At 45.9% G+C, this 20,725-nt stretch carries 16 protein-coding genes and 2 pseudogenes; 10 read left to right on the top strand and 8 right to left on the bottom strand.

Annotated elements, in window-relative coordinates; genetic code table 11:
• Positions 1 to 59: 59 nt before the first annotated feature.
• The gene (mglB, locus tag QEO93_RS00210; protein WP_081907024.1) at positions 60 to 1,121 is read right to left on the bottom strand and encodes a galactose/glucose ABC transporter substrate-binding protein MglB; all 1,062 of its coding nucleotides are present in this window, start codon (positions 1,119 to 1,121) and stop codon (positions 60 to 62) included.
• A gap of 325 nt (positions 1,122 to 1,446) precedes the next feature.
• On the opposite strand from mglB, the gene galT reads away from it, so the two are divergent.
• The gene (galT, locus tag QEO93_RS00205; protein ID WP_032137934.1) at positions 1,447 to 2,481 is read left to right on the top strand and encodes a galactose-1-phosphate uridylyltransferase; all 1,035 of its coding nucleotides are present in this window, start codon (positions 1,447 to 1,449) and stop codon (positions 2,479 to 2,481) included.
• Between the two features lie 96 nt (positions 2,482 to 2,577).
• A pseudogene (locus tag QEO93_RS00200) lies at positions 2,578 to 2,865 on the top strand (transposase); the annotation flags it as partial.
• 111 nt (positions 2,866 to 2,976) lie between these two features.
• Here the strand turns inward: QEO93_RS00200 and QEO93_RS00195 are convergent.
• Positions 2,977 to 5,289, bottom strand: a complete 2,313-nt coding sequence (locus QEO93_RS00195; RefSeq protein WP_085815459.1) for a TonB-dependent receptor — start codon at positions 5,287 to 5,289, stop codon at positions 2,977 to 2,979.
• Positions 5,290 to 5,410: 121 nt separating this feature from the next.
• Here QEO93_RS00195 and QEO93_RS00190 point away from each other — a divergent pair.
• Positions 5,411 to 6,011: pseudogene (locus tag QEO93_RS00190) on the top strand (transposase).
• A 73-nt stretch (positions 6,012 to 6,084) separates the two neighbouring features.
• Positions 6,085 to 7,233 (top strand): galactokinase, encoded by a 1,149-nt coding sequence (galK, locus tag QEO93_RS00185; protein WP_085815458.1) that lies wholly within the window; start codon positions 6,085 to 6,087, stop codon positions 7,231 to 7,233.
• 139 nt (positions 7,234 to 7,372) lie between these two features.
• Here galK and QEO93_RS00180 read toward each other — a convergent pair whose 3' ends face one another.
• The 3 genes from QEO93_RS00180 to rarD all read right to left on the bottom strand — a co-directional run bounded on the left by QEO93_RS00180 (position 7,373) and on the right by rarD (position 10,547).
• Positions 7,373 to 8,620 carry a hypothetical protein gene (locus QEO93_RS00180; protein ID WP_032137937.1) on the bottom strand — a complete coding sequence of 416 codons (1,248 nt, stop codon included), beginning with the start codon at positions 8,618 to 8,620 and terminating at the stop codon, positions 7,373 to 7,375.
• Positions 8,621 to 8,693: 73 nt separating this feature from the next.
• Entirely contained in the window at positions 8,694 to 9,503 is an 810-nt protein-coding gene (locus QEO93_RS00175) for a transporter substrate-binding domain-containing protein (protein ID WP_032137938.1), read from the bottom strand.
• A 135-nt stretch (positions 9,504 to 9,638) separates the two neighbouring features.
• Positions 9,639 to 10,547, bottom strand: coding sequence for an EamA family transporter RarD (rarD, locus tag QEO93_RS00170; RefSeq protein ID WP_032137939.1), 909 nt, complete (start codon positions 10,545 to 10,547; stop codon positions 9,639 to 9,641).
• A 438-nt stretch (positions 10,548 to 10,985) separates the two neighbouring features.
• Between rarD and QEO93_RS00165 the strand changes: the two genes are divergently transcribed.
• The 4 genes from QEO93_RS00165 (at position 10,986) to QEO93_RS00150 (ending at position 12,953) form a co-directional block, all read left to right on the top strand.
• Positions 10,986 to 11,780, top strand: coding sequence for an inositol monophosphatase family protein (locus QEO93_RS00165; protein ID WP_032137940.1), 795 nt, complete (start codon positions 10,986 to 10,988; stop codon positions 11,778 to 11,780).
• Between the two features lie 55 nt (positions 11,781 to 11,835).
• A complete protein-coding gene (locus QEO93_RS00160; RefSeq protein ID WP_052368843.1) occupies positions 11,836 to 12,219 on the top strand; it encodes a hypothetical protein in 384 nt (127 codons plus the stop codon).
• Positions 12,220 to 12,306: 87 nt separating this feature from the next.
• Positions 12,307 to 12,576: a hypothetical protein gene (locus tag QEO93_RS00155; protein ID WP_052368845.1), complete on the top strand. Its 270-nt coding sequence runs from the start codon at positions 12,307 to 12,309 to the stop codon at positions 12,574 to 12,576.
• A 98-nt stretch (positions 12,577 to 12,674) separates the two neighbouring features.
• Positions 12,675 to 12,953 carry a hypothetical protein gene (locus QEO93_RS00150; RefSeq protein ID WP_085815457.1) on the top strand — a complete coding sequence of 93 codons (279 nt, stop codon included), beginning with the start codon at positions 12,675 to 12,677 and terminating at the stop codon, positions 12,951 to 12,953.
• 301 nt (positions 12,954 to 13,254) lie between these two features.
• Here QEO93_RS00150 and nhaC read toward each other — a convergent pair whose 3' ends face one another.
• The 3 genes from nhaC to QEO93_RS00135 all read right to left on the bottom strand — a co-directional run bounded on the left by nhaC (position 13,255) and on the right by QEO93_RS00135 (position 16,819).
• Positions 13,255 to 14,637 carry a Na+/H+ antiporter NhaC gene (gene nhaC / locus QEO93_RS00145; RefSeq protein WP_032137941.1) on the bottom strand — a complete coding sequence of 461 codons (1,383 nt, stop codon included), beginning with the start codon at positions 14,635 to 14,637 and terminating at the stop codon, positions 13,255 to 13,257.
• Between the two features lie 229 nt (positions 14,638 to 14,866).
• Entirely contained in the window at positions 14,867 to 15,523 is a 657-nt protein-coding gene (locus QEO93_RS00140; protein WP_032137942.1) for a DUF1045 domain-containing protein, read from the bottom strand.
• A gap of 105 nt (positions 15,524 to 15,628) precedes the next feature.
• Positions 15,629 to 16,819: an amino acid aminotransferase gene (locus QEO93_RS00135; protein ID WP_032137943.1), complete on the bottom strand. Its 1,191-nt coding sequence runs from the start codon at positions 16,817 to 16,819 to the stop codon at positions 15,629 to 15,631.
• 349 nt (positions 16,820 to 17,168) lie between these two features.
• On the opposite strand from QEO93_RS00135, the gene msrAB reads away from it, so the two are divergent.
• Positions 17,169 to 18,746, top strand: a complete 1,578-nt coding sequence (msrAB, locus tag QEO93_RS00130) for a bifunctional peptide-methionine (S)-S-oxide reductase MsrA/peptide-methionine (R)-S-oxide reductase MsrB (protein WP_032137945.1) — start codon at positions 17,169 to 17,171, stop codon at positions 18,744 to 18,746.
• Positions 18,747 to 18,877: 131 nt separating this feature from the next.
• Positions 18,878 to 20,704, top strand: coding sequence for a protein-disulfide reductase DsbD (gene dsbD, locus QEO93_RS00125; RefSeq protein ID WP_032137946.1), 1,827 nt, complete (start codon positions 18,878 to 18,880; stop codon positions 20,702 to 20,704).
• Positions 20,705 to 20,725: the final 21 nt, after the last annotated feature.

Below are 20,725 nucleotides of genomic sequence, written 5' to 3'. Positions count from 1 at the left end.
CTACGGAGAACTATTTTTCAAGCTGCGATAAAACACACACGCAGCCTGAAAAACCTTTGTTATTTCAAGAACTGACTGAGATTATTTTTGTCTACACCCACATAAGGAATGCGGATATTATTGTTGGCTTCCAGTTTCAAAGCAGCGTTTTGTTTTGGGTCTTTGCCGTTGCCCAAATCCACCGCCAGCGCGTAAATCGCTTTGGCTTGGTTGTCGCCGTCATTCAAAACTGTGCCTGCCAACGTGTCTGCTTTTACCATTTGCAAGGCTTCAGGCAGCGCGTCCACGCCAAATGTTGGCAACACTTTGCCTTGCGCTTTCATTGCTTCCACCGCGCCCATTGCCATGGCATCGTTGTTGGAAATCACCACTTCAATTTGCTTGCCAGTTGGTCCAGCAAGCCATGCTTGCACAATGTCTTTGGCTTTGGCTGCGTCCCACATACCTGTATCTAATTGCAGTTGTTTCAATTTGAAACCGTCTGCTTGCAGTTTTTCCGCTACAAATTTGGTACGCGCTTCTGCATCTGGGTGTCCTGGTTCGCCTTTGAGCAACACATAATCAATCACGCCGTCTTTGTTCAAGTCCCATTCTGGGTGCGCTTTCCATGCCGTGCCAATCAGTTGCCCTTGAATTTCGCCCGATTGTTGCGGATTCGTGCCGATGAAATAGGCTTTGTCATACGTTTTCAAAGCCGCGTCGCCAGGATCTTTGTTGAAGAAAATCACAGGGATATTCGCTGCTTGCGCTTTGCTGATAATCGTTGGCGCGGCTGAAGGGTCCACCAAATTAATCGCCAACACTTTCACGCCTTTGGAAATCAAAATATCCACTTGGTCGTTTTGTGTGGATTGGCTGTTTTGCGAATCATTGAGCAGCAGTTCGGCTGTTTTTTGCGTGGCTGCTTCGTTTTCCAACGCCTTACGCATGAGCGACATGAAATTGTCATCGTATTTATAAATGGTTACGCCCACTTTCACAGGGTCGCCAGCAGGAGCAGCCACCGCACCGCTTGCGCCTGACGTTGGTGTGGCTGGTGTTGCCGCTTTTTCACCACCACACGCCGCTAAACCCAACACTGCCGCCATTGCAGAAACCAAAATTGTTTTTTGAAACTTCATGAGAGAGTCCCCCAAAATCATTGATTGAAAACCACCGTTTAAAACTACATTAGACTACAATACAGGCAAAGTTTGAAACAATTTTAAAGAATTGTAAATTCCTTTTAGACAGCCTGAAAAATAAATAATTGTTTATTTGAATAAAAATAAGAAATAAATGAGCATTTTTTACACTCAACCTGTTGGCAAATCACAACAATACAGCGAATAATTGCGTTAAATTAAGAAAGATAAAAGTAAAGAAAGGTATAATTTTTCTGTTAAATGCAGCCTGAAAAGCATAAAATAGTTTCACATTATTACACAATAATAGAAAGGAAAAGCCATGTTTAACCCTACAGACCACCCCCACCGCCGCTATAACCCCTTGTCAGACCAATGGATTTTAGTTTCCCCACATCGCGCCAAACGCCCATGGCAAGGTCAGCAAGAAAAAAACGAAACCGAGCAAAAACCGCAGCACGACCCAAATTGTTACCTTTGCCCACGCAACCCACGCATTAACGGTGAGCCAAACCCCGATTACACAGAACCCTATGTTTTCACAAATGATTTTTCTGCGCTGCTGCACGACACCCCAAAATTTTCCGACCTCAGCAATCCCCTGTTCCAAAGTGAAAACGTGCAAGGCGTGAGCCGCGTGATTTGCTTTTCGCCCGACCACAGCAAAACGCTGCCTGAACTCTCGCAGTCTGAAATTGAAGCCGTGATTCGCGTGTGGCAAGCGCAAGCCGCAGAACTGGGCAAAACCTATCAATGGGTGCAAATCTTTGAAAACAAAGGCTCTGTGATGGGCTGTTCCAATCCACACCCACACGGGCAAATCTGGGCGAGCAACTTCCTGCCTGACTTGCCGAGCAAAGCGCACAAAGCGCAGCAAAACTATTTCGCGCAACACCATCGCCCCTTGCTTGCCGATTATGTGAACGAAGAATTGCGCCGCCGCGAGCGGATTGTTGTGGAAACTGAACATTGGCTGGCGGTTGTGCCGTATTGGGCGGCTTGGCCGTTTGAAACGCTGCTGCTGCCCAAATTCGCTGCGCAACGCATCACCGATTTAACCGACACGCAACGCAGCGATTTAGCCCTTGCGCTGAAACAACTCACCACGCGCTACGACAATTTATTTGAGACCAGTTTCCCGTATTCCATGGGCTGGCACGGTGCTCCGTTTGACGAGCAAGACCACCCAGAATGGACGCTGCACGCGCATTTTTATCCGCCGCTTTTGCGTTCCGCGACTGTACGGAAATTTATGGTTGGTTATGAAATGCTTGCTGAATCGCAGCGTGATTTAACGGCAGAACAAGCGGCGGAACGGTTGGCGGCTTTGTCGCTGACGCATTACAAACAGAAGTAAAGCAGCCTGAAAATAATAAATTTTGGTGCAACATGGAACGTCAGCGGCTCGCCGACGTTCCAGTTCTGTTGTGCATGAAAAAAGCAGCCTGAAACTTTTCAGGCTGCTTATGATGTATTAGATGTGAGCGACAAAGCCATTTTAGCTTCGCTGAAACTTCGTTTTCGTATCAATCACAGCACACATTTTGCTGAACGACAAAACCATATCAACGGAATTGAGAACTTTTGGAATCAAGCAAAACGCCATTTACGCAAGTTTAACGGCATTCCCAAAAAGCATTTTGAGCTGTATTTAAAGGCGTGCGAATGGCGTTTTAACAACAGTGAGATAAAAGTTCTTGTTCCATTTTTAAAACAATTAGTAAAATCGAGTTTATCCTAGTTATCTAGGACAGCCTCTTTTTTAAAAATGATTTCAATGATTTGATATTCATAACAGCGGTTTCAGGCAGCCTGAAAGTCGGGAAAATCCGTTTTCAGGCTGCCTGTTCGTTCAGAAACGGATATTCACGCCTGCGGTGAAGTTTCGTCCTGTTTGCGGAATGTAGGGCAGGAACGTGGCGTGGCGGTACACTTTTGCATTGAGCAGATTGTCCGCTTTGCCGTAAATTTTGTAGTCTAGACCTTTGTATTTGTTTTGATAAGACAAATCGGCATTCAACATATTATGCCCTTTGGTAGGTTGTTCCAGATAACTGGTTTTGTTTTGTGAGAACATGCGGTGGAAATCCAGCGAAGCTTGCCATTTGTCGTTGAAATTCATGTCCAAACGCATACCCAAACGCAAAGGCGGCAAACGTGGTGTCGGACGGTCTGGGTGTTCGCGCCATTTGGTTACGACTTCGTCCCACCAATCGTATTCCGCGCCTGTTTTGGGAATATTGACCAATTTGCCGTTCACATAATCGCCGAATACGGTTAATTTGTATTTGGGATTGAAACGGTAACCCACAGCCGCCTCCAAGCCGTAAAAACGCGCTCCTGCCTGATAATAACGGTTTACTTGTAATGGAAACTCTTCGTCCAATGATTTGGGGCCTCGACCGTCATTCATAGTCAGCAGGTAAATGTAGTTGCTGAAACGGTTGTAATAGGCATTGACGTTGTAATCCCACTTGCTGCCTGAATATTTCACGCCGATTTCAAAATTATTGGAACGCTCTTTGGTCAAATCTTTGTTGCCCACTTCAAAAGAATTGGTGGCGATGTGTTTGCCGTGCGCGTACAGTTCCTGCGAATTGGGAATGCGCTCCAAATGCGAAGCTGTGATACTGAGCTGATGTTTGGGCGCAAAATACCAATTGTAGCTGGCAGCAAACGAATACGCTTTCTCTTTGTGCGGATTCAGATTGGGCAAGGGGAAATTAAATGAATTATTTTCCTTAATTAAATCAATATCATAATCAATAGCAATTTTTTGTTTTTCTGCGCGGAAACCCACTTCAAAACCGTGTTTGTCGCCTTGATATTGTTCAATGCCAAATAAGGCGGTCTGTGTGCTGCGGTTGTCGTGTAACAATTGCTGTGCGCCTTTGGGAGCAACTTGTGAAGCAGGCGAAAACGCGCTGCTTTTCTGCGTATTGTGCTGCACACCAAACATGCCTTGCCAGTTGCCAATTGGTTTGTGAACAAACTCCAAACGTGCATTATACCCTTTGTTTTTAAAGAAATTTTCCGTTGTTTTGCCGTCTTTTTCATCGTGGCGGTAATCGGTGTAGCTGATGCTGGTTCGCAGTAAATCAAAGCCTTTGAACGGCTGTTTCAATTCGCCGCGCAAGTCGTAGCGTTTGCTTTTCAGGTCAATCCACGCTCTGCCGTGTGTGTGGTCGTGCGCTTCATCGGCGTGTGATTCACCTGGAATATGCGTGTGATTCAGCGATAAACCCGGATTTTCAAAATCAATATCCGATTCGTCTGCCAAAAACGGATAATAACGCAAATAGCGTTTCATGATGCGGCGACTTTCCCACAAAATGTCTATGCTGTAATTGTCGTATTTGTGGGTGTGTGCAGGCAGCCCATAGCGGTCTTGGCGTTCGGAATACGCTGTGCCCAAGTAACCGCGTTCGCCCAACCACGAAAAGCCCAAACTGCCGTTGCGTGATTTTGCCCAAGTATCTGGCACGCGCTTATGTGTTTGACCGCCATAGGAAAAATACGGCACACGGTAATTATCTGCTTTTTGATACATGCCTTCGGCGTGGACGGCAAAATTCTTGCCCAAACCAAAAGTGATGCCGCCTGCCGTGAGTTTTTCCAAATTCGCACTGCTGACACGCGCACCGACTTCGCCTTCATAACCTTTTTCAGGCAGTTTGGTTGGGATTTTGTTGTCAATGACATTAACCACACCTGCCGAATTGCCCGAGCTGTACAGCAAGGTTGGCGTACCGCGCAGTACTTCAATCTGTTTCGCCAAGATGCTGTCTACCATTACGGCGTGGTCGGGCGACATATTGGACATATCGCCTGTTTCGGCGTGATTGTGCAACACGCGAATGCGTTTACCTTCCTGACCGCGAATAATCGGCGCACTCGCTCCAGCCCCAAACGAATTGGCGTGAATGCCCAATTCCTGGTTGAGGGCTTCGCCGATGGTACTGCCGCGCGAACGGAATTGTTCGCCTTTGATAACGTGGTCGCTGGTTTTGCGCCCTTTGAGCAGGTTGTCGCTGCGTGTCAGGCGTTTTTGTTTGACGGTTACGGTGGGTAAGGCTTGTTCGCTGATGTCATCGGCATAACCATATTGACTGATGAACATCAAAAAGAAAATAGAAGCAAGATTTTGATTTTTAATATAATTCATATTTAATGTGCAAATTTAGGCTCAAGAAAGTAAAAATGTTACAGTATATCATTAACAATCGTCAAGCATACGTTCAGGCAATCATAAGAACCTGTATTCACAAAAATGATAAAATATCCTTATGACTAGAAAATCCTACCCAACAGACTTAACAGATGCCCAATGGCAAGCGATGCTGAGCCACATTTTAACCAGCTACGCCACTACAAATGGGATAAACGTCAATTAGTGAATGCCGTTTTGTACATCACCAAAACAGGTTGCCAATGGCGTATGCTGCCCAATGATTTTCCACCTTATTCAACCGTATGGAGTTTCTATCGCAGAGCCAATCAATCAGGCTTATGAGATAGAATTCTTTTGGCATTGGTTCAAAAAAACGTTTAATCCATCAAAAACAAGCAATGCCAACTTATGCCATTATTGATTCACAAAGTGTCAAAACAGCTTCTAGCGCACATGATAAAGGTTTTGATGGAGGTAAAAAAATCAAAGGTCGTAAGCGACATATATCAGAGCAATTGGGTTTAACTGTTGAGATTTCAAAGAAAATTCAAGATATTTCTTGGCATATTCTGCCCAAACGTTGGATTGTAGAACGAACGTTTGCATGGTTAGGTTGGTCTCGACATTTAGCAAAAGATTTTGAGCAGACGAATTTATCTGCTGAAAATTTTGTTAAACTAGGGTATATTTCACAAATATTAAAATTTATCAAATAGTTGTTTGTGAATACAGATTCTAAATGTTTAAATTTTCAGGCTGCCTGAAAGTAACTTCTACAAAGGAAAAACCATGCAATCCCCACTCTCAGAAATCTTCCTCCAACAATTCCAAACCCAACCTGAATCCATTATCCGCGCACCAGGGCGAGTAAACCTGATTGGCGAACACACCGACTACAACGACGGTTTCGTCCTCCCTTGCGCGATAGACTTCGCCACCCAAGTCGCCATACGCAAAAACGGCACACAAACCGTGCGCGTATTTGCTGCCGATTACAACGAACGCGATGAATTCAGCACCGCAAAAAGCAGCCTGAAAACCCCATCAAGCAAACAATGGGCAAACTACATTCGCGGTGTTGTTTGGGCGTTTGCCGAACGCAACGGCTACACCTTGCCCGAAGGCGTGGATATCGCCGTGAGCGGCAACGTGCCACAAGGCGCAGGGCTGAGTTCGTCCGCCGCGCTAGAAGTTGCCATTGGCAAAGCCTTGCAGCACGTCTTCCAATTCCCGATTGACGAAACCGAAATTGCCCTGCTCGGACAATACGCAGAAAACCACTTTGTCGGCTGCAACTGCGGCATCATGGACCAACTCACCAGCGCGCGCGGCGAAAAAGGCAAAGCCGTGTTAATCGACTGTCGCAGCCTGAAAACGCAAGCCGTGCAAATTCCGCAAAGTTTGAGCATTATGATTATTCACAGTCATGTAAAACGCGGCTTGGTGGGTAGCGAATACAACACGCGCCGCGAACAATGCGAAACTGCCGCCGCGCACTTTGGCGTGAAAGCCCTGCGCGATGTGGATTTAGCGCAATTTGACGCTGGAAAAACAGGGTTAGATCCGATTGCCGCCAAACGCGCACGCTACATCATTCAAGAAAACCAACGCACGTTGGACGCGGCAAAAGCCATGCAAAACAACGATATTGCGGCGTTGAGCGAACTGATGGCGCAAAGCCACATCGGTATGCGCGATGAATTTGAAATCACGCACTCAGCCGTGGATTTGCTGGTGGAATTAGTGGGCGAAGTGATTGGTACACGCGGCGGCGTTCGCATGACGGGCGGTGGTTTTGGTGGCTGTATTGTTGCGCTTGTGCCGCATAAATTGGTGGACGATGTGAAAGCACACGTTGTCCAAAATTACCACGCGAAAACGGGTTTGCAAGAAGAGGTGTTTGTTTGCCAACCACGTGGTGGCGTGAGCGTTTTGTAAATATAGTTGATTAAAATCGCAATAATACTGCGTTACCAATACCCTTATGTGCCATGCGCACACGGCAGGCGTTGTCGCTTTGTCTTCATTTTGTGTTAATCAACTATAGAATGCAGCCTGAAAATTGCAAAATGGGTTTTCAGGCTGCAATTGTTTGCGTCAAAATGCGCCATTTTTGCTGGTCTATATCGCGCGTGTATTGGTTAGGCAATATCACGCGAATGATTTTATTATCAGGCACATCGGATTCGTAATGGCACACGATATTATCCGCTTCATCAACCACAAACCAGCGCACGCGTTTGGCATTTTCATCGCTGATGTGTACTTCGGTTGGCTTGGCGGCATCAATCATGCCAATGTGAAAATAGGGTTCGCGTTCCACGTCGCTCAAAATGTAGTTGGACGGGAAAGCGCGGCTGTCTGGGTCTAGCTGCCATGTGTCGTGGCTGAATACGCTTTGTTTGACGGTATTCCATGCGGCATAACGCAAAAATTGCTGGTCGATGGTGCGGTCTTTAAAGCGTGCGCTGCTGGTTAAAATGCGTTGTTCCATGTCGTGAAACACACCGCCGCAACCGCCCCACATGCCTGCCAGTATCAGTTCGTCGTGTAACAATGCGTCGCGCATCACGTGAAAATGCTTGCCTGAATCCAGCCATTCTTGCACGGCGGCACGTTCTTTGTTGGACAACAGGGAATCTGCGTCGCGTATGATAAATCTTTTCACGCTCGTATCTGCGGCAACTAAAAATCGCCAGAATAAGCCGTGAATGGGGCTACCTGTCATGTCTACAATCTGTGCGCCCTGTGCTTGCAAGCGTGTAATGGTGTTTTTTGGGACGGTATCGTTTACGTAAAATCGGCACGTCCATTCAGGATAAATTTCACGCGCAATTTTGGCATTCATCACGGAAACTTCGTTGTAACGGGGTTTGTCACCAAATAGAGAATAGCTGATGATGTTTTCTTCGCGATTGTCGCTTAATGGTGGGGCGGGTTGAGTAATGGGAAGGGGGGAATTGCCGTGTTGTTCTACTAATTGTTTGCGGTATTGCACGGCACGTCTGGCTAGCCAGCGCGCTTCTTCGTAGCGATTGGTATTTAAACACGTTTCTATCCCTGTGCCGTAGGCGTATAGATGCAATTCAATGTCGTCGTTTTTTTCGTAACATTGCGTCAAGGCTTGCTGAATATGGGTGTATGCAGATTCTTTTTTACCGAGCCGACACTCAACCAGTGCTAAATCTGTCAACGCGACAATATGATTGGGAACCAGTGCCAGCACTTTTAAAATGGTTTGCTCGGCTTCTTTGAATTGTCTGCTATCAATTTCTAATCTTGCTTGTTGTGCCAATTCAGCTAATTGCTGGTTGAGTTGTTCCATGTTTTATATCCTTTCAGGCTGCATTTAATTGAAAAATGCGTAAGACTATTTTGCCTTACGCATTTTATATCAATTAGAAATATTTACGATAAATTTGGTCGTATGTGCCATCTTGTTTCAGTTTTGCCAAACCGTCATTTAATTGGTTCAACAATTCTGTATCTGTTTTTCTCACCACAAAACTATAATCAATTTTTGGCACGTTGGCATCAACAATCACGCGGATACCTTCTTTGCTGTAATTTTTCTCATAGTATTTCAAAGGACCTTCGTCGTCCACTACTGCATCGGCTCTGCCACCAATCACTTCTTTCACCAGCAACCAAGATGTTTCTTGATTCATGATTTGCTTTTTGTCTTTGTGATGTTGTTTCACAATGCCTTCAGATAAAGTGCCTGGTTTCACGCTTACAGTGCGACCTTGCAAATCAGCAAAACCTTGAATGGGTGAATCTTTTTTCACCAAAATAGCTGGCGCAGATTGGAAATAAGCATTGGTTACGCCCCATTGTTGCTTACGCTCATCAGTAGAAGACACGCCCGCGCTCACAATATCCGCTTCATTATTGCTCAACGTTTCAAAAATGCCTTTCCATGGATGCGCTTCAAACGTTAAATTAAAGCCTTCTTTAGCCGCAATCGCTTGCAACAAATCGTATTCAAAACCGCTAATCGAACCTTTATCATCACGCATAATAAACGGCGCAAATGTAATTTCCGATACCACACGATACGTTTTACCATTTGCAGGCGCAGCACTTGCCGCCGCTACAGGTTCTTCTTTTGCTTTTGGTGCAGCCGTGTTGGTTTCTACCTTATCAGAACACGCCGCTACACTCATCATCAATAATGACAATGCAAAACTTCTCTTTGTAATGAACATATTTTTCCTTAAATGCTGTTACTTCAAACTACACGTAAATTCTACTATTTTATGAGCAAAACGTAAAAATTTTGTTAAATAAGCCAATAGAAATTTACATTTTAGCAACAATCTTGCAAAACTGAGTTAAATTTTTCAGGCTGCATGACGATTTTGATACTGCTGCCACGCGCCAAACAAAAACACAAGCACGCCAGCCCAAACCAAACCATAACCCACCAATTTACCCATGTTCATCGTTTCGCCAAACACTAGCAAACCCAAAATCAACTGCATCGTTGGCGACACATATTGCAAAATGCCCAGCAGCGACAACGGAATCCGTTTCGCCCCAGCTGCAAACATCAGTAACGGCACAGTGGTTGCTACGCCAGACAGTACCAAAATATACAGTTGCAGCGCAGTCAATTCAGCAAAATAAAACAAACCGTTCATGCCACACCACACCAAAAAGCCCAACGCCAACGGCAGCAGCAACAGCGTTTCCAATGTCAGCCCAGCAAGCGGCGGCATGGGCGCAATTTTGCGAACCAAACCATAAAACCCAAAAGTCCCCGCCAATAGCAAGGAAATCCACGGAATTTGCCCTGCAGGAATTGCCAGCCACAAAATCCCCAGCACCGCCAACACCACCGCGCCCACTTGCGCAGGATTCAGCCGCTCTTTAAACACCATGCGCCCGAGCAACACATTCACCAACGGATTGATGAAATAGCCCAAACTCGCTTCCAGCAAATGTCCGTTCAAAATTGCCCACAAATAAATCAGCCAATTCGCTGCAATCAATAGGGAAGACAGGGTAAACGCGCCCAATAATTTTGGCTGTTTCACCGCCTGAAAAACCACTCTACCCTGTTTAAACGCCAGCAGCAAAATCACCGCAAACACCGCCGACCACGCAATACGGTGCGCCAAAATTTGTGTGGCAGGCATCGCCGAATGATTTAGAGGATACCAAAATAATGGAAACAGCCCCCAAATACCATAACACCCCAGCGCGTACCACAAACCCTTGCGTTCTTCAAACTGACTCTCTGTTTCCATTGCATTTCTCTGATGATTAAAAAAATGTGAATGGTAACGCCTTGTTGCAATAGCAGTCTAGGGCAAAAAGCCGTATAATCGCACCACTTTATTTTTCAGGCTGCATTTCAATACACAACAAAAATGGAGCGTCGGCGGATCGCCGATATATTTCAAAAAAATCAAGTTACTATTATTTGAAATATATCGGCGATCCGCCAACGCTCCATTGTAAAAATTTCTGTCGTGTACTAAAAAGCAGCCTGAAAGCATAGTGCTTTAAATTTGAATCTAGTACAAGGCGACAACGACCGCTGTGTACGCGTGGTACATAAGGGCGTTGGCAACGCCGTAATAGTTCAAATTTAAAGCACTATACCGCTCTTTAACAAATCCTAAACGCTTAAGCCATTTTCAGGCTGCGTTGTCTCATTTATCTACATTGAAAGAAACCCAATCATGGCACAACTCAATCCCTTCTTAAACACCGCATTCAAAGCCGCACGCAAAGCAGGCGACATGATGTTACGCGCATCAAGCAATCTCTCAGCCGTTCGCGTGGACAACAAAGCGTTTAACGATTTCGTCTCAGATGTAGACCGTCAATCAGAAGCCATCATCATCAACGCCATCAAAGAAGCCTACCCACATCACCGCATTATTTCAGAAGAATCAGGCATTATCGGCAACGAACGCGCCGAGTTTGAATGGATTATCGACCCATTAGACGGCACAACCAACTATCTGCACGGACACCCACAATACTCAATCAGCATCGCCATGTTAGAACAAGGCGTATTAAAAGAAGCCCTTGTGTACGCACCAGAGCGTAACGACTTATACACCGCATCACGCGGACAAGGCGCATTGTTAAACGACCGCCGCATTCGCGTTACCAACCGCATTGATTTGAGCCAATGCCTGATTGGTACAGGCTTCCCAGTGGTAGACCAATCTATCTTGGATAACTACCTTGCCATTTTGAAAGAATTTATCCAAAAAACTGCAGGCGCACGCCGAGAAGGTTCAGCCGCATTGGATTTATGCTCACTCGCCGCAGGTCGCATTGATGGCTTCTTTGAATTTAACTTGCATTCATGGGACATCGCAGCAGGCGCATTGATTGCACAAGAAGCAGGCGCAATCGTAACCGATATGCAAGGCGAACAAAATTGGATGGAAACAGGCAATATCGTCGCAGCCAATCCAAAAGTGTTGGCACAAATGTTGCGCATTATCGGACAACATATCTAACCCCTATCGCAGCCTGAAAACCATTTTTCAGGCTGCATTTTTCATCAAAAATACCATGACCCAACTCATCAAATTCATCATCGCCACCCGAAGCAGCGCAGAAGATTTCAGCACTCAAACCGCCACAGGTCGCAACTATTACCAATTTCTCCTCCCTCTATCGCTCAATCCATTCCAACAAGACTACCGCCTAGAGCTAGACGTACAATTCAACAACACCCAAGGCTTGCCCACCGTTTACAACCAAGCCATAGAACGCTACGCCCAACGACAAGACGCAGACCCCAGCACCATTTTCATTTTTCTGCACGACGACATCATTATCACCGATTTCTACTGGCACAAAGCCCTCATTCAATCGCTAGAAAAATTCGATATTATCGGCTTAGCAGGCTGCAAAACACGCGCGCCTTATCAAATCGGTTGGCTACACACATGACAGCCTGAAAACAACACAATCGCCTTTAATAAAATTCCAAATAACCTAAGCGGTATCGTCTCACATGGCACACACTTTCCCTCACAAGTGAATTTTTATGGCGAACCCGACCAAGAAGTCAAACTACTAGATGGTTTACTGCTCGCCACCCAATTTAGCACTCTGCAACAACGCCAACTACGCTTTGATGAACAATTCACCTTTCATCATTACGACATGGATTTTTGTCGCAGCGCAGAAAGCAAAGAGTTAATCATGGGTACAACACCCATTAGCCTAATTCATGAAAGCTGTGGAAACTTTAACCCAGCATGGATAGACAGTGCACGACAATATCTCACAAAATGGAAAAGCTAATTTATGCCAAACAATATAAATTGGCGTAAAAATCCCCCACTCTGCCCAAAATTGCAGTACATTGCCCGTAGTCAAAAAACAAAACTAGGAATACAGCCATGAAAAAAGCATTATTTGTTCTACTCACCGCCAGTGCATTATTCGCCAACGCGGCAGACAAAGAACCACAAATTCAATCCAACAGCAGCAGCGTTACCGACAACGCATTCATCAACAGCATTGCAGCCGCATCAATCGGCATGGGTGCAAAAGAGCCGTTAGCCATCAGCGAAACCCAAGCCAACGGTAAACAAACGCTCATCGTTTCAGGCAGTAATGGCACAACTTGCCGCATTCCCGTAGCCAACAATCACATGACAGGCATTAGCTGCAAATAATCAAAAACCGTGTTTGTATCAAAAAATACAAACACGGCTTTTCACATTTTTCACTATAATAAATATTGCTCATTCAAAGCAAATTCTCTTTTCATTTCAAATTCTTGAAATCCAATCCCAAGATTTTTTTTAAAACTCGATTGCCAAACCCCGTTGTTTGCTATCGCGGTAAACAACACGGTTTTGCAGTCAATTCATAGTTGATGCAATTACCTTTTAAGACAAGGCGACAACGCTCGCCGTGTGCGCGTGGTACATAAGAGCATTGGCAACGCAGTATCATTGCGATTTTAATCCACTATTATTTTTCTACTTTACTCAACGTCAGCCCAGTAAACCCGAACAGCACGGTTAAAATCAAGCACAAATAGCAGAAAAACGCATACGGCAAATAATCCACCACTGCCACGCCCAACACTTTGGCGATAAACACACCGCAAACGCTCCACGGCACAAGCGGATTGATGACCGTGCCAGCGTCTTCCAACGTGCGCGACAGATTGCGCGGATGCAAACCCAATTTCTCATACACAGGTTTGAACGTTTCGCCCGACAGTAAAATGGATAAATATTGTTCGCCAATCAGCAAATTCACGCCCAGCGAAGTCATCGCTACCGAGAATGTGGCGCGTCCAGCATTGGTCAAGAAACGGCGCATGGCTTCGAGCAAAGTCGGCACAACACCCAAGGCAAACAGCAAACCGCCCAAACTCAACGCCAAAATCACAACCGTTTGCGTGAAAAACATACTTTCCAAACCGCCGCGCTGAATCAAACGCGCCACGTTTTCGCCCAAATGTTCCGCTTTAAAACCCTCGAAAAACCAACCACTTAATTGCGTCAAATTTGGCGAGCTGTGAATATAAGTAATCACAACAGCGACAACAATCGTTGCCAACATCGTCAAAATCGCATTCACTTTACGCACCGCCAGCACCACCAAAACGACAAACGGCAACAGCGCGTAATTGTGAACCAAACCGCTTTGTTGCAACTGATTTTGCAATTCCGCCACACTTTTCAGGCTGCCTGAACCCACACTTGGCACACTCCACATAAAAATCAGCGCAGTCAAAATCAGCGCAGGAATGGTGGTAAACATCATATTTTTAATATGTTCAAACAAATCCACGCCTACCGTAGTTGCCGCGATGCCTGTGGTGTCGGACAACGGCGACATTTTATCGCCAAAAAACGCGCCCGAAACCACCGCGCCAGCCGTAATCGCAGGGGCAGCCTGAAACGCTTCACTCATGCCCATAAACGCCACGCCCACGGTCGCACAAGTCGTCAAGCTGCTGCCGATGGAAACGCCAATCACGCCGCACAGCAAAAACGCCGACAAATAGAAAAAAGTAGGCGAAATCAAACTGAAACCGTGATACATCAGCGTCGGAATCGCACCACTCATCATCAGTGCAGAAACGAGTAAACCAATGAAAAAGAACAGATAAACTGCGCCCATGCCTTGCTCAACGGAAGCTGCCATGCGTTTTTGCATCACTTCCCATTTTGCGCCACGTACCAAGCCGTAAAGCATCAGCGCGGTAATTGCTAATAAAATGGTTAAATGGGGCACCCACTCTAAATAGATAATAGTGAAACCCATGGCGAAAATCATCAATGCCATGACAGTCGCGGCTTCTGCTAGGGATAAATTTAATAAGGGCTGCTTGGAAATCATAATTCTCTCTGTTACCAACGCCCTTATATACGATTAGCACATAAGGGCGTTTATTTGTGTTAATAAACTTCAGGGCATATTGATATTCCATTCGCGATGTCTTTTTTGCCCAAATGTGTGACTACCGCGTTGAAAATACGCGCAAGGTGCCCAACCTTGCTTGCATTTTCGCCTTGTATTCGCACATTTGGACAAAAAATCCAACTCACGAATGAAATATCAACACGCCCTACTTAAATTTTTGGAAATACAACACATCTTTCGCCTGTCCCAAATCGTCCACTTGGGCAATGCCAATGCCGATTACTTTTGCCGTAAACGGTTTGAATGTGTAATTCTCTTCAAATTTTGCCACCCCTTTATTGAACTCGTTTGGAGTCAGCAAAGTAACGTGTGGGTCAAAATTGGCAAACACATTGGGCGAACCGTATTTTTCAAACGATTTCACTTTTTCGGGATAGTTTTTCACCCAATCAGGCAATTTTGCGTCTGTGGCGCGAAGTTTGGTTAATTGCACCGTCATTTCATCAGAAAGCTGCTGCAATTCAGGTGTCATGCGGTTGTCCAGCATAAACCATTTACCAGCCGTTTTGTGCATGCCGTAAAACGATACGTCAAACGGGCGCTTTTCACGCGCAAATTTTTGCACGACTTTTTTGATGTTGTTGAATTTAGATTTGTCGTATTCAGTTAAATACAGCGTTAAATGCACTTGATAACCTTGTGAATACAACGACTTCACACCGACTTTTGCGAGTTCGTCCGAAATTTCACGGACTTGGCTTTCGGCAGTGTTGTCTAGTTTCACAAACACGTTGTAATTCACGTTCTCTGCCCATGCGCTGGTAAAAAAAAGCAAAGTGGTTAATACAGCTAATTTTTTCATTTTATTTCTCCATAAAGTAGATGAAAGGGCAGCCTGAAAACCTTTTCAGGCTGCATTTGGGAAAACCTCAAAATTAATGTACTGCAAATAACGTTCTATCAAATTTTATTCAGCAAACACAGTCGCCAGACAATCCGCCACATAATTCACATTGCTTTCATTTAGCCCTGCAATGCAAATGCGCCCAGAATCCAGCAAATACACGCCAAATTCATCACGTAATCGGTGAACTTGCGCCACGCTCAAACCTGTGTAGCTGAACATTCCGCGCTGTTTCACAAAATAGCTGAAATCTTTTTCAGGCTGCTTTTGTTGCAACACTTCGTAAATACGTTGGCGCATGGCGCGGATTCGGTCGCGCATTTTGTAAACTTCTTGCTTCCATTGCGCGTTAAGTGTTTCATTGCTTAGCACATGGTATGCAGTTAAACCGCCTTGCGCTGGTGGTGTGGAATAAATGCGGCGAACGCCTAATTGCAACTGGCCCAGCACCAATGTGGCTTCTTCGGCGCTGGGTGATACCACAGTTAAACCGCCTGTGCGTTGCCCGTATAACGACATATTTTTGGAAAACGAGCTGCTGATAAGCAATGGTAAACCCAACTCGGCGGCGCGGCGAACGGCGTATGCGTCTTGGTCAAAATCGTCGCCAAAGCCTTGGTAGGCGATGTCCATAAATGGAATGAGCTTGTGCGACACGAAAATATCCAGCAATTCGTCCCATTGTTCGCGTGATAAATCTACGCCTGTTGGGTTGTGGCAGCAGGGGTGCAGCAAGAAAATGGTGTTTTCAGGCTGCGATTTGGCAAATTCGCATAATTCTTGGAATTTTACACCGATGGTTTCAGAGTTGTAATAAGGGTAATCGCCGACTTCAAATCCTGCTGCAGTGAAAATGCCGCGATGGTTGTCCCATGTGGGGTCGCTGACGTAGGCTTTGCCGCCGCTGAGCCATGTGTGAAGAAAGTCTGCGCCAAGGCGAAGTGCGCCTGAACCGCCTAGTGTTTGCACGACGCTGACGCGGTTTTCGGTTATGACTGGGTGATTTGCGCCAAAAAGCAGTTTGGGGATTTCGGCGCGTAAACCTGCATGCCCCTCCATAGGCAGATAGTTTTTAATGCCCATGCCTACGCGTTCTTCGGCGATGTGGACGCTGTGCGGTTGTGTCATTTTGCCGTCATTGTCAAAATAAATGCCAATGCAAAGATTGACTTTGTGGGGGCGTGGGTCGGCGTTAAATGTTGCCACAAGGCTTAAAATGGGGTCGCCTGCGTAGGGGGTTAGGTGTTCAAACATGGGGTTTCCTTAATGTTAAATTTGTTTAAGGCGTAAGTATAAGGAATTTGTGTGGCTTTTGAAACAGAACGGGTGTGGGCGCGGTTGGCATAATTGGATTGGGTTGTTTGGATTTTTATGCTTTTGATGATTGGTTTTTTGGGGTTTGTTGATTTTAATTTTAATATTTTTGTGTTTTATTAAAATAAGATTGCTATGTTTTGCTTTTTCAGGCTGCATTTGCAATAAAATGCAGCCTGAAAATGTTTTTATAAAATTCAAATAGTTAATTTTATTTTTAAAAATCACTGTCAGTTTTTGGGTTTATCATTCGTCTAATGGTCATGATGAACTTTTCAAGGAATGAAAAATGAAAATTTCCAAATTATGCAGAAACTTGGGTTTCTTCGCGCTGGGATTTGTGGCGTTTGGCGGTGCGATGTTGGCAATGCGTTTGCCGCAAACTCAAGCGGTGGCACAAACACAAACGGTGGCGGATAGCATTTCGCGTTTGCACAACACACAAAACCAGTCAGGTAAAATGTATTTGCAATCAGGCAAACCGACTTTGGTAAAATTTTGGGCGAGTTGGTGTCCGTTGTGTTTGTCGGAATTGGCGCACACGGAGCAATGGGCGAGCGATAAGCGTTTTCAGGCTGCCAATTTGGTTACAATTGCGTCGCCAAACTTTTTGGGCGAGAAACGCGATGGCGATTTTCAACAATGGTACGCAGGTTTGAATTATCCAAAATTGCCTGTTTTAGTGGACGCTGGCGGCAGCATTGCCAAGCAGCTGAATATTCAGGTTTACCCATCTTGGGCAGTGTTGGATAATAGCGGCAATGTGGTTCGGATTGTGAAAGGCAGCCTGAACGAGCAACAGGCATTGGCTTTGATTCGCGACCCAAACGCGGAATTAGGCAGCCTGAAAACGAAATTTCATAAACCTACGGATAAAAAGGTATCTAGCACGATGAATACGAAAACGATTTATTTAGCAGGCGGTTGCTTCTGGGGATTAGAGGCGTATTTTCAACGCATTGACGGCGTGATTGACGCGGTGTCTGGTTATGCGAATGGCAACACGCAAAACCCAACTTATGAAGATGTATCGCGTCGCAACACAGGACACGCGGAAACGGTGCGCGTAACTTATGACGCGGATAAATTGAGTTTGGACGATATTTTGCAATATTATTTCCGCGTGATTGACCCAACCAGTTTGAATAAACAGGGAAACGACCGTGGCACGCAATATCGCACAGGCGTGTATTACACCGACCCAGCTGAAAAAGCGGTGATTGCACAAGCATTGGCAAATGAGCAACGCAAATTCAGTCAGCTGATTGTGGTGGAAAATGAGCCGTTGCGCCAATTTTTTGACGCAGAAGAATATCATCAAGATTATTTGATTAAAAATCCGAATGGTTATTGCCACATTGATATTCACAAGGCGGACGAGCCTTTGCCGAATAAAGCTGTCAGCAAAAAAGGTTTTGATTTGGCAACGTATCACAAACCGAGCGACGCGGAATTGAAACGCATTTTGACTGACGAACAATATCGCGTCACGCAAAACAGTGGCACGGAATACGCATTCAGCCACGAATACGACAATTTGTTCCAAGCTGGGATTTATGTGGACGTGGTGAGTGGCGAGCCGTTGTTTAGCTCAACTGATAAATTTAATTCAGGCTGCGGTTGGCCAAGTTTCAGCAAACCGATTGAATCGGCAGCAGTTACGGAACACGATGACAACAGCTTTAATATGCACCGCGTGGAAGTGCGTAGCCGTGCGGCGGATTCGCATTTGGGACACGTTTTCCCAGACGGTCCGCGCGATAAAGGCGGTTTGCGTTATTGCATTAACGGCGCGAGTTTGAAATTTATTCCGTTGGAACAAATGGACGCGGCAGGTTATGGCGAATGGAAGAAATTTGTGAAATAAAACACCCAGCTTTTGAGACTGAAAACCGTGTTTACAAAACCAAATTCTGTTGATAATACGGTTTTCAGACTGCCTGCAATCTCAGTGCACGCGGTGCACCCTACGGTATCACTAATATACAAAAACACAATATGAAAAAATATCTCTATATTCTATTAAGCTGCCTCGCCCTACTCCCCGTAGCCCACGGCGCAGTCAATCCCGAAGATTTATTGCCGCCAGAGCAAGCCTTTATCCCCACTGTAACCGTGTCTGAAAAAGGCGTGGACGTGCAATTCAAAATCGCAGACGGCTACTATATGTATCAAGGCAAAATCCTTGCCGACACGCAGCCTGAAAAATTATTGAGCGACAAAGCCACGTTCAGCGAAGGCGAACAAAAAGAAGACGAATTTTTCGGTAAACAAATCGTCTACCATCACGCCGCGAATGTGAAATGGGACTACGCACAAACCGCGCCTGCGCAATACAAATTGAACTTGCAATACCAAGGCTGCGCCGAAGTGGGCGTGTGCTATCCGCCCGTAGAAACCAGTTTTGACATCAAAGGTTCAGGCGAATACCGCACCGAAGTTGCCGCCGAAGACAGCGCAAAAGACTTGTTCATAAAAAAGCCGACAGGGGACAGTTCAGCAGCAGCGAACGTGCAGAATGCACCCCTTTCGTCAAACGCTGCTGATTCTGCCACTTCAGGCAGCCTGAAATTATCACGCGACACGATATTGAGTAACCTATTGTGGTTCTTCGTATTTGGTTTGGGCTTGAGTTTCACTGCGTGTATGTATCCGCTGCTGCCCATTGTTTCCAGCATTATTGTGGGCGACAAATCAGGCAGCAAAAAACGCGCGTTTGCCTTGTCGTTTGTGTATGTGCAGGGCTTGGCTTTGACTTACACGTTGGTCGGCGTGTTGGCAGGTTTAACTGGCGCACTGCTGACCGTTTGGCTGCAACAAGCATGGGTGGTTTTAACGGCGGCGGCGTTGATGGTGTTGCTGGCATTGTCTATGTTTGGCTTGTTTAGCATTCAGTTACCCAGCGCGTTGCAATCATATTTCCAAAACCAAAGCAACAAGTTATCAGGCGGCAAAGTGGCGAGCGTGTTTGTGATGGGCATGCTGTCCGCGCTGATTGTTGGGCCTTGCGTGGCACCACCATTGGCGGCGGCTTTAGGCTACATCGGCAAAACAGGCGACGCGTTGCTGGGTGGCGCGGTGTTGTACGCCATGGCGTTAGGAACGGGCGTGCCATTGATGATTGTCGGCACGTTTGGCGGACACGTTTTGCCACGCGCAGGCGATTGGATGAACGGCATTAAATACACGTTTGGCGTGGTTTTGCTGGCGGTTGCCGTGTATTTAGCGACACCGTTTTTGCCGTATGCTGTGGTGGTAACTTCATACACTTTGTTGTTGATTGCACCTGCGGTTTACTTGCTGTATCGCTTGCCAAAATTTTCAGGCAGCCTGAAAACGATTTCGGGCGTGTTGGCGGTAGTTTTATTGCTTGGTGGCGCATGGTTTGGCTATCAAAGCGCGACAGGCAGCAGCACTGCCATGCACGAATTTTTAACGCTGCACAAACCTGTTGAAGGTGCAGCACACGGTCAAAAATTCAAAAGCGTGGCGGAATTGGACGCGGCAATTCAGGCTGCATTTGAAGCTAATCCAAACCAACCTGTATTGCTGGATTTTTATGCGGATTGGTGCGTGTCGTGCAAGGAAATGGAAGCGAAAACCTTTGGTGATGCGCGCGTTCAGGCTGCCGTGCCGATGAACCGTTTGATGCAAATTGATGTAACCGAGAATTTAGCGGAACATCAGGCTTTGTTGAAAAAATACGGTTTGTTTGGTCCGCCTGGATTGTTCGTGTTGAAAGCGAACGGTTCACGCAGCGACGCGCTGTTGGGCTTTGCGCCTGCTGATGAATTCATCGCGTGGTATCAAGAACGTGCAAAATAAAAAAATAACCGAAACATGAAG

Origin of the sequence: Kingella negevensis, from assembly GCF_030177895.1 — a bacterium.
GTDB lineage: Bacteria > Pseudomonadota > Gammaproteobacteria > Burkholderiales > Neisseriaceae > Kingella_C > Kingella_C negevensis.
The sequence above is the reverse complement of the archived record's forward strand: the minus strand, read 5'-3'. Positions and strand labels throughout refer to the sequence as shown.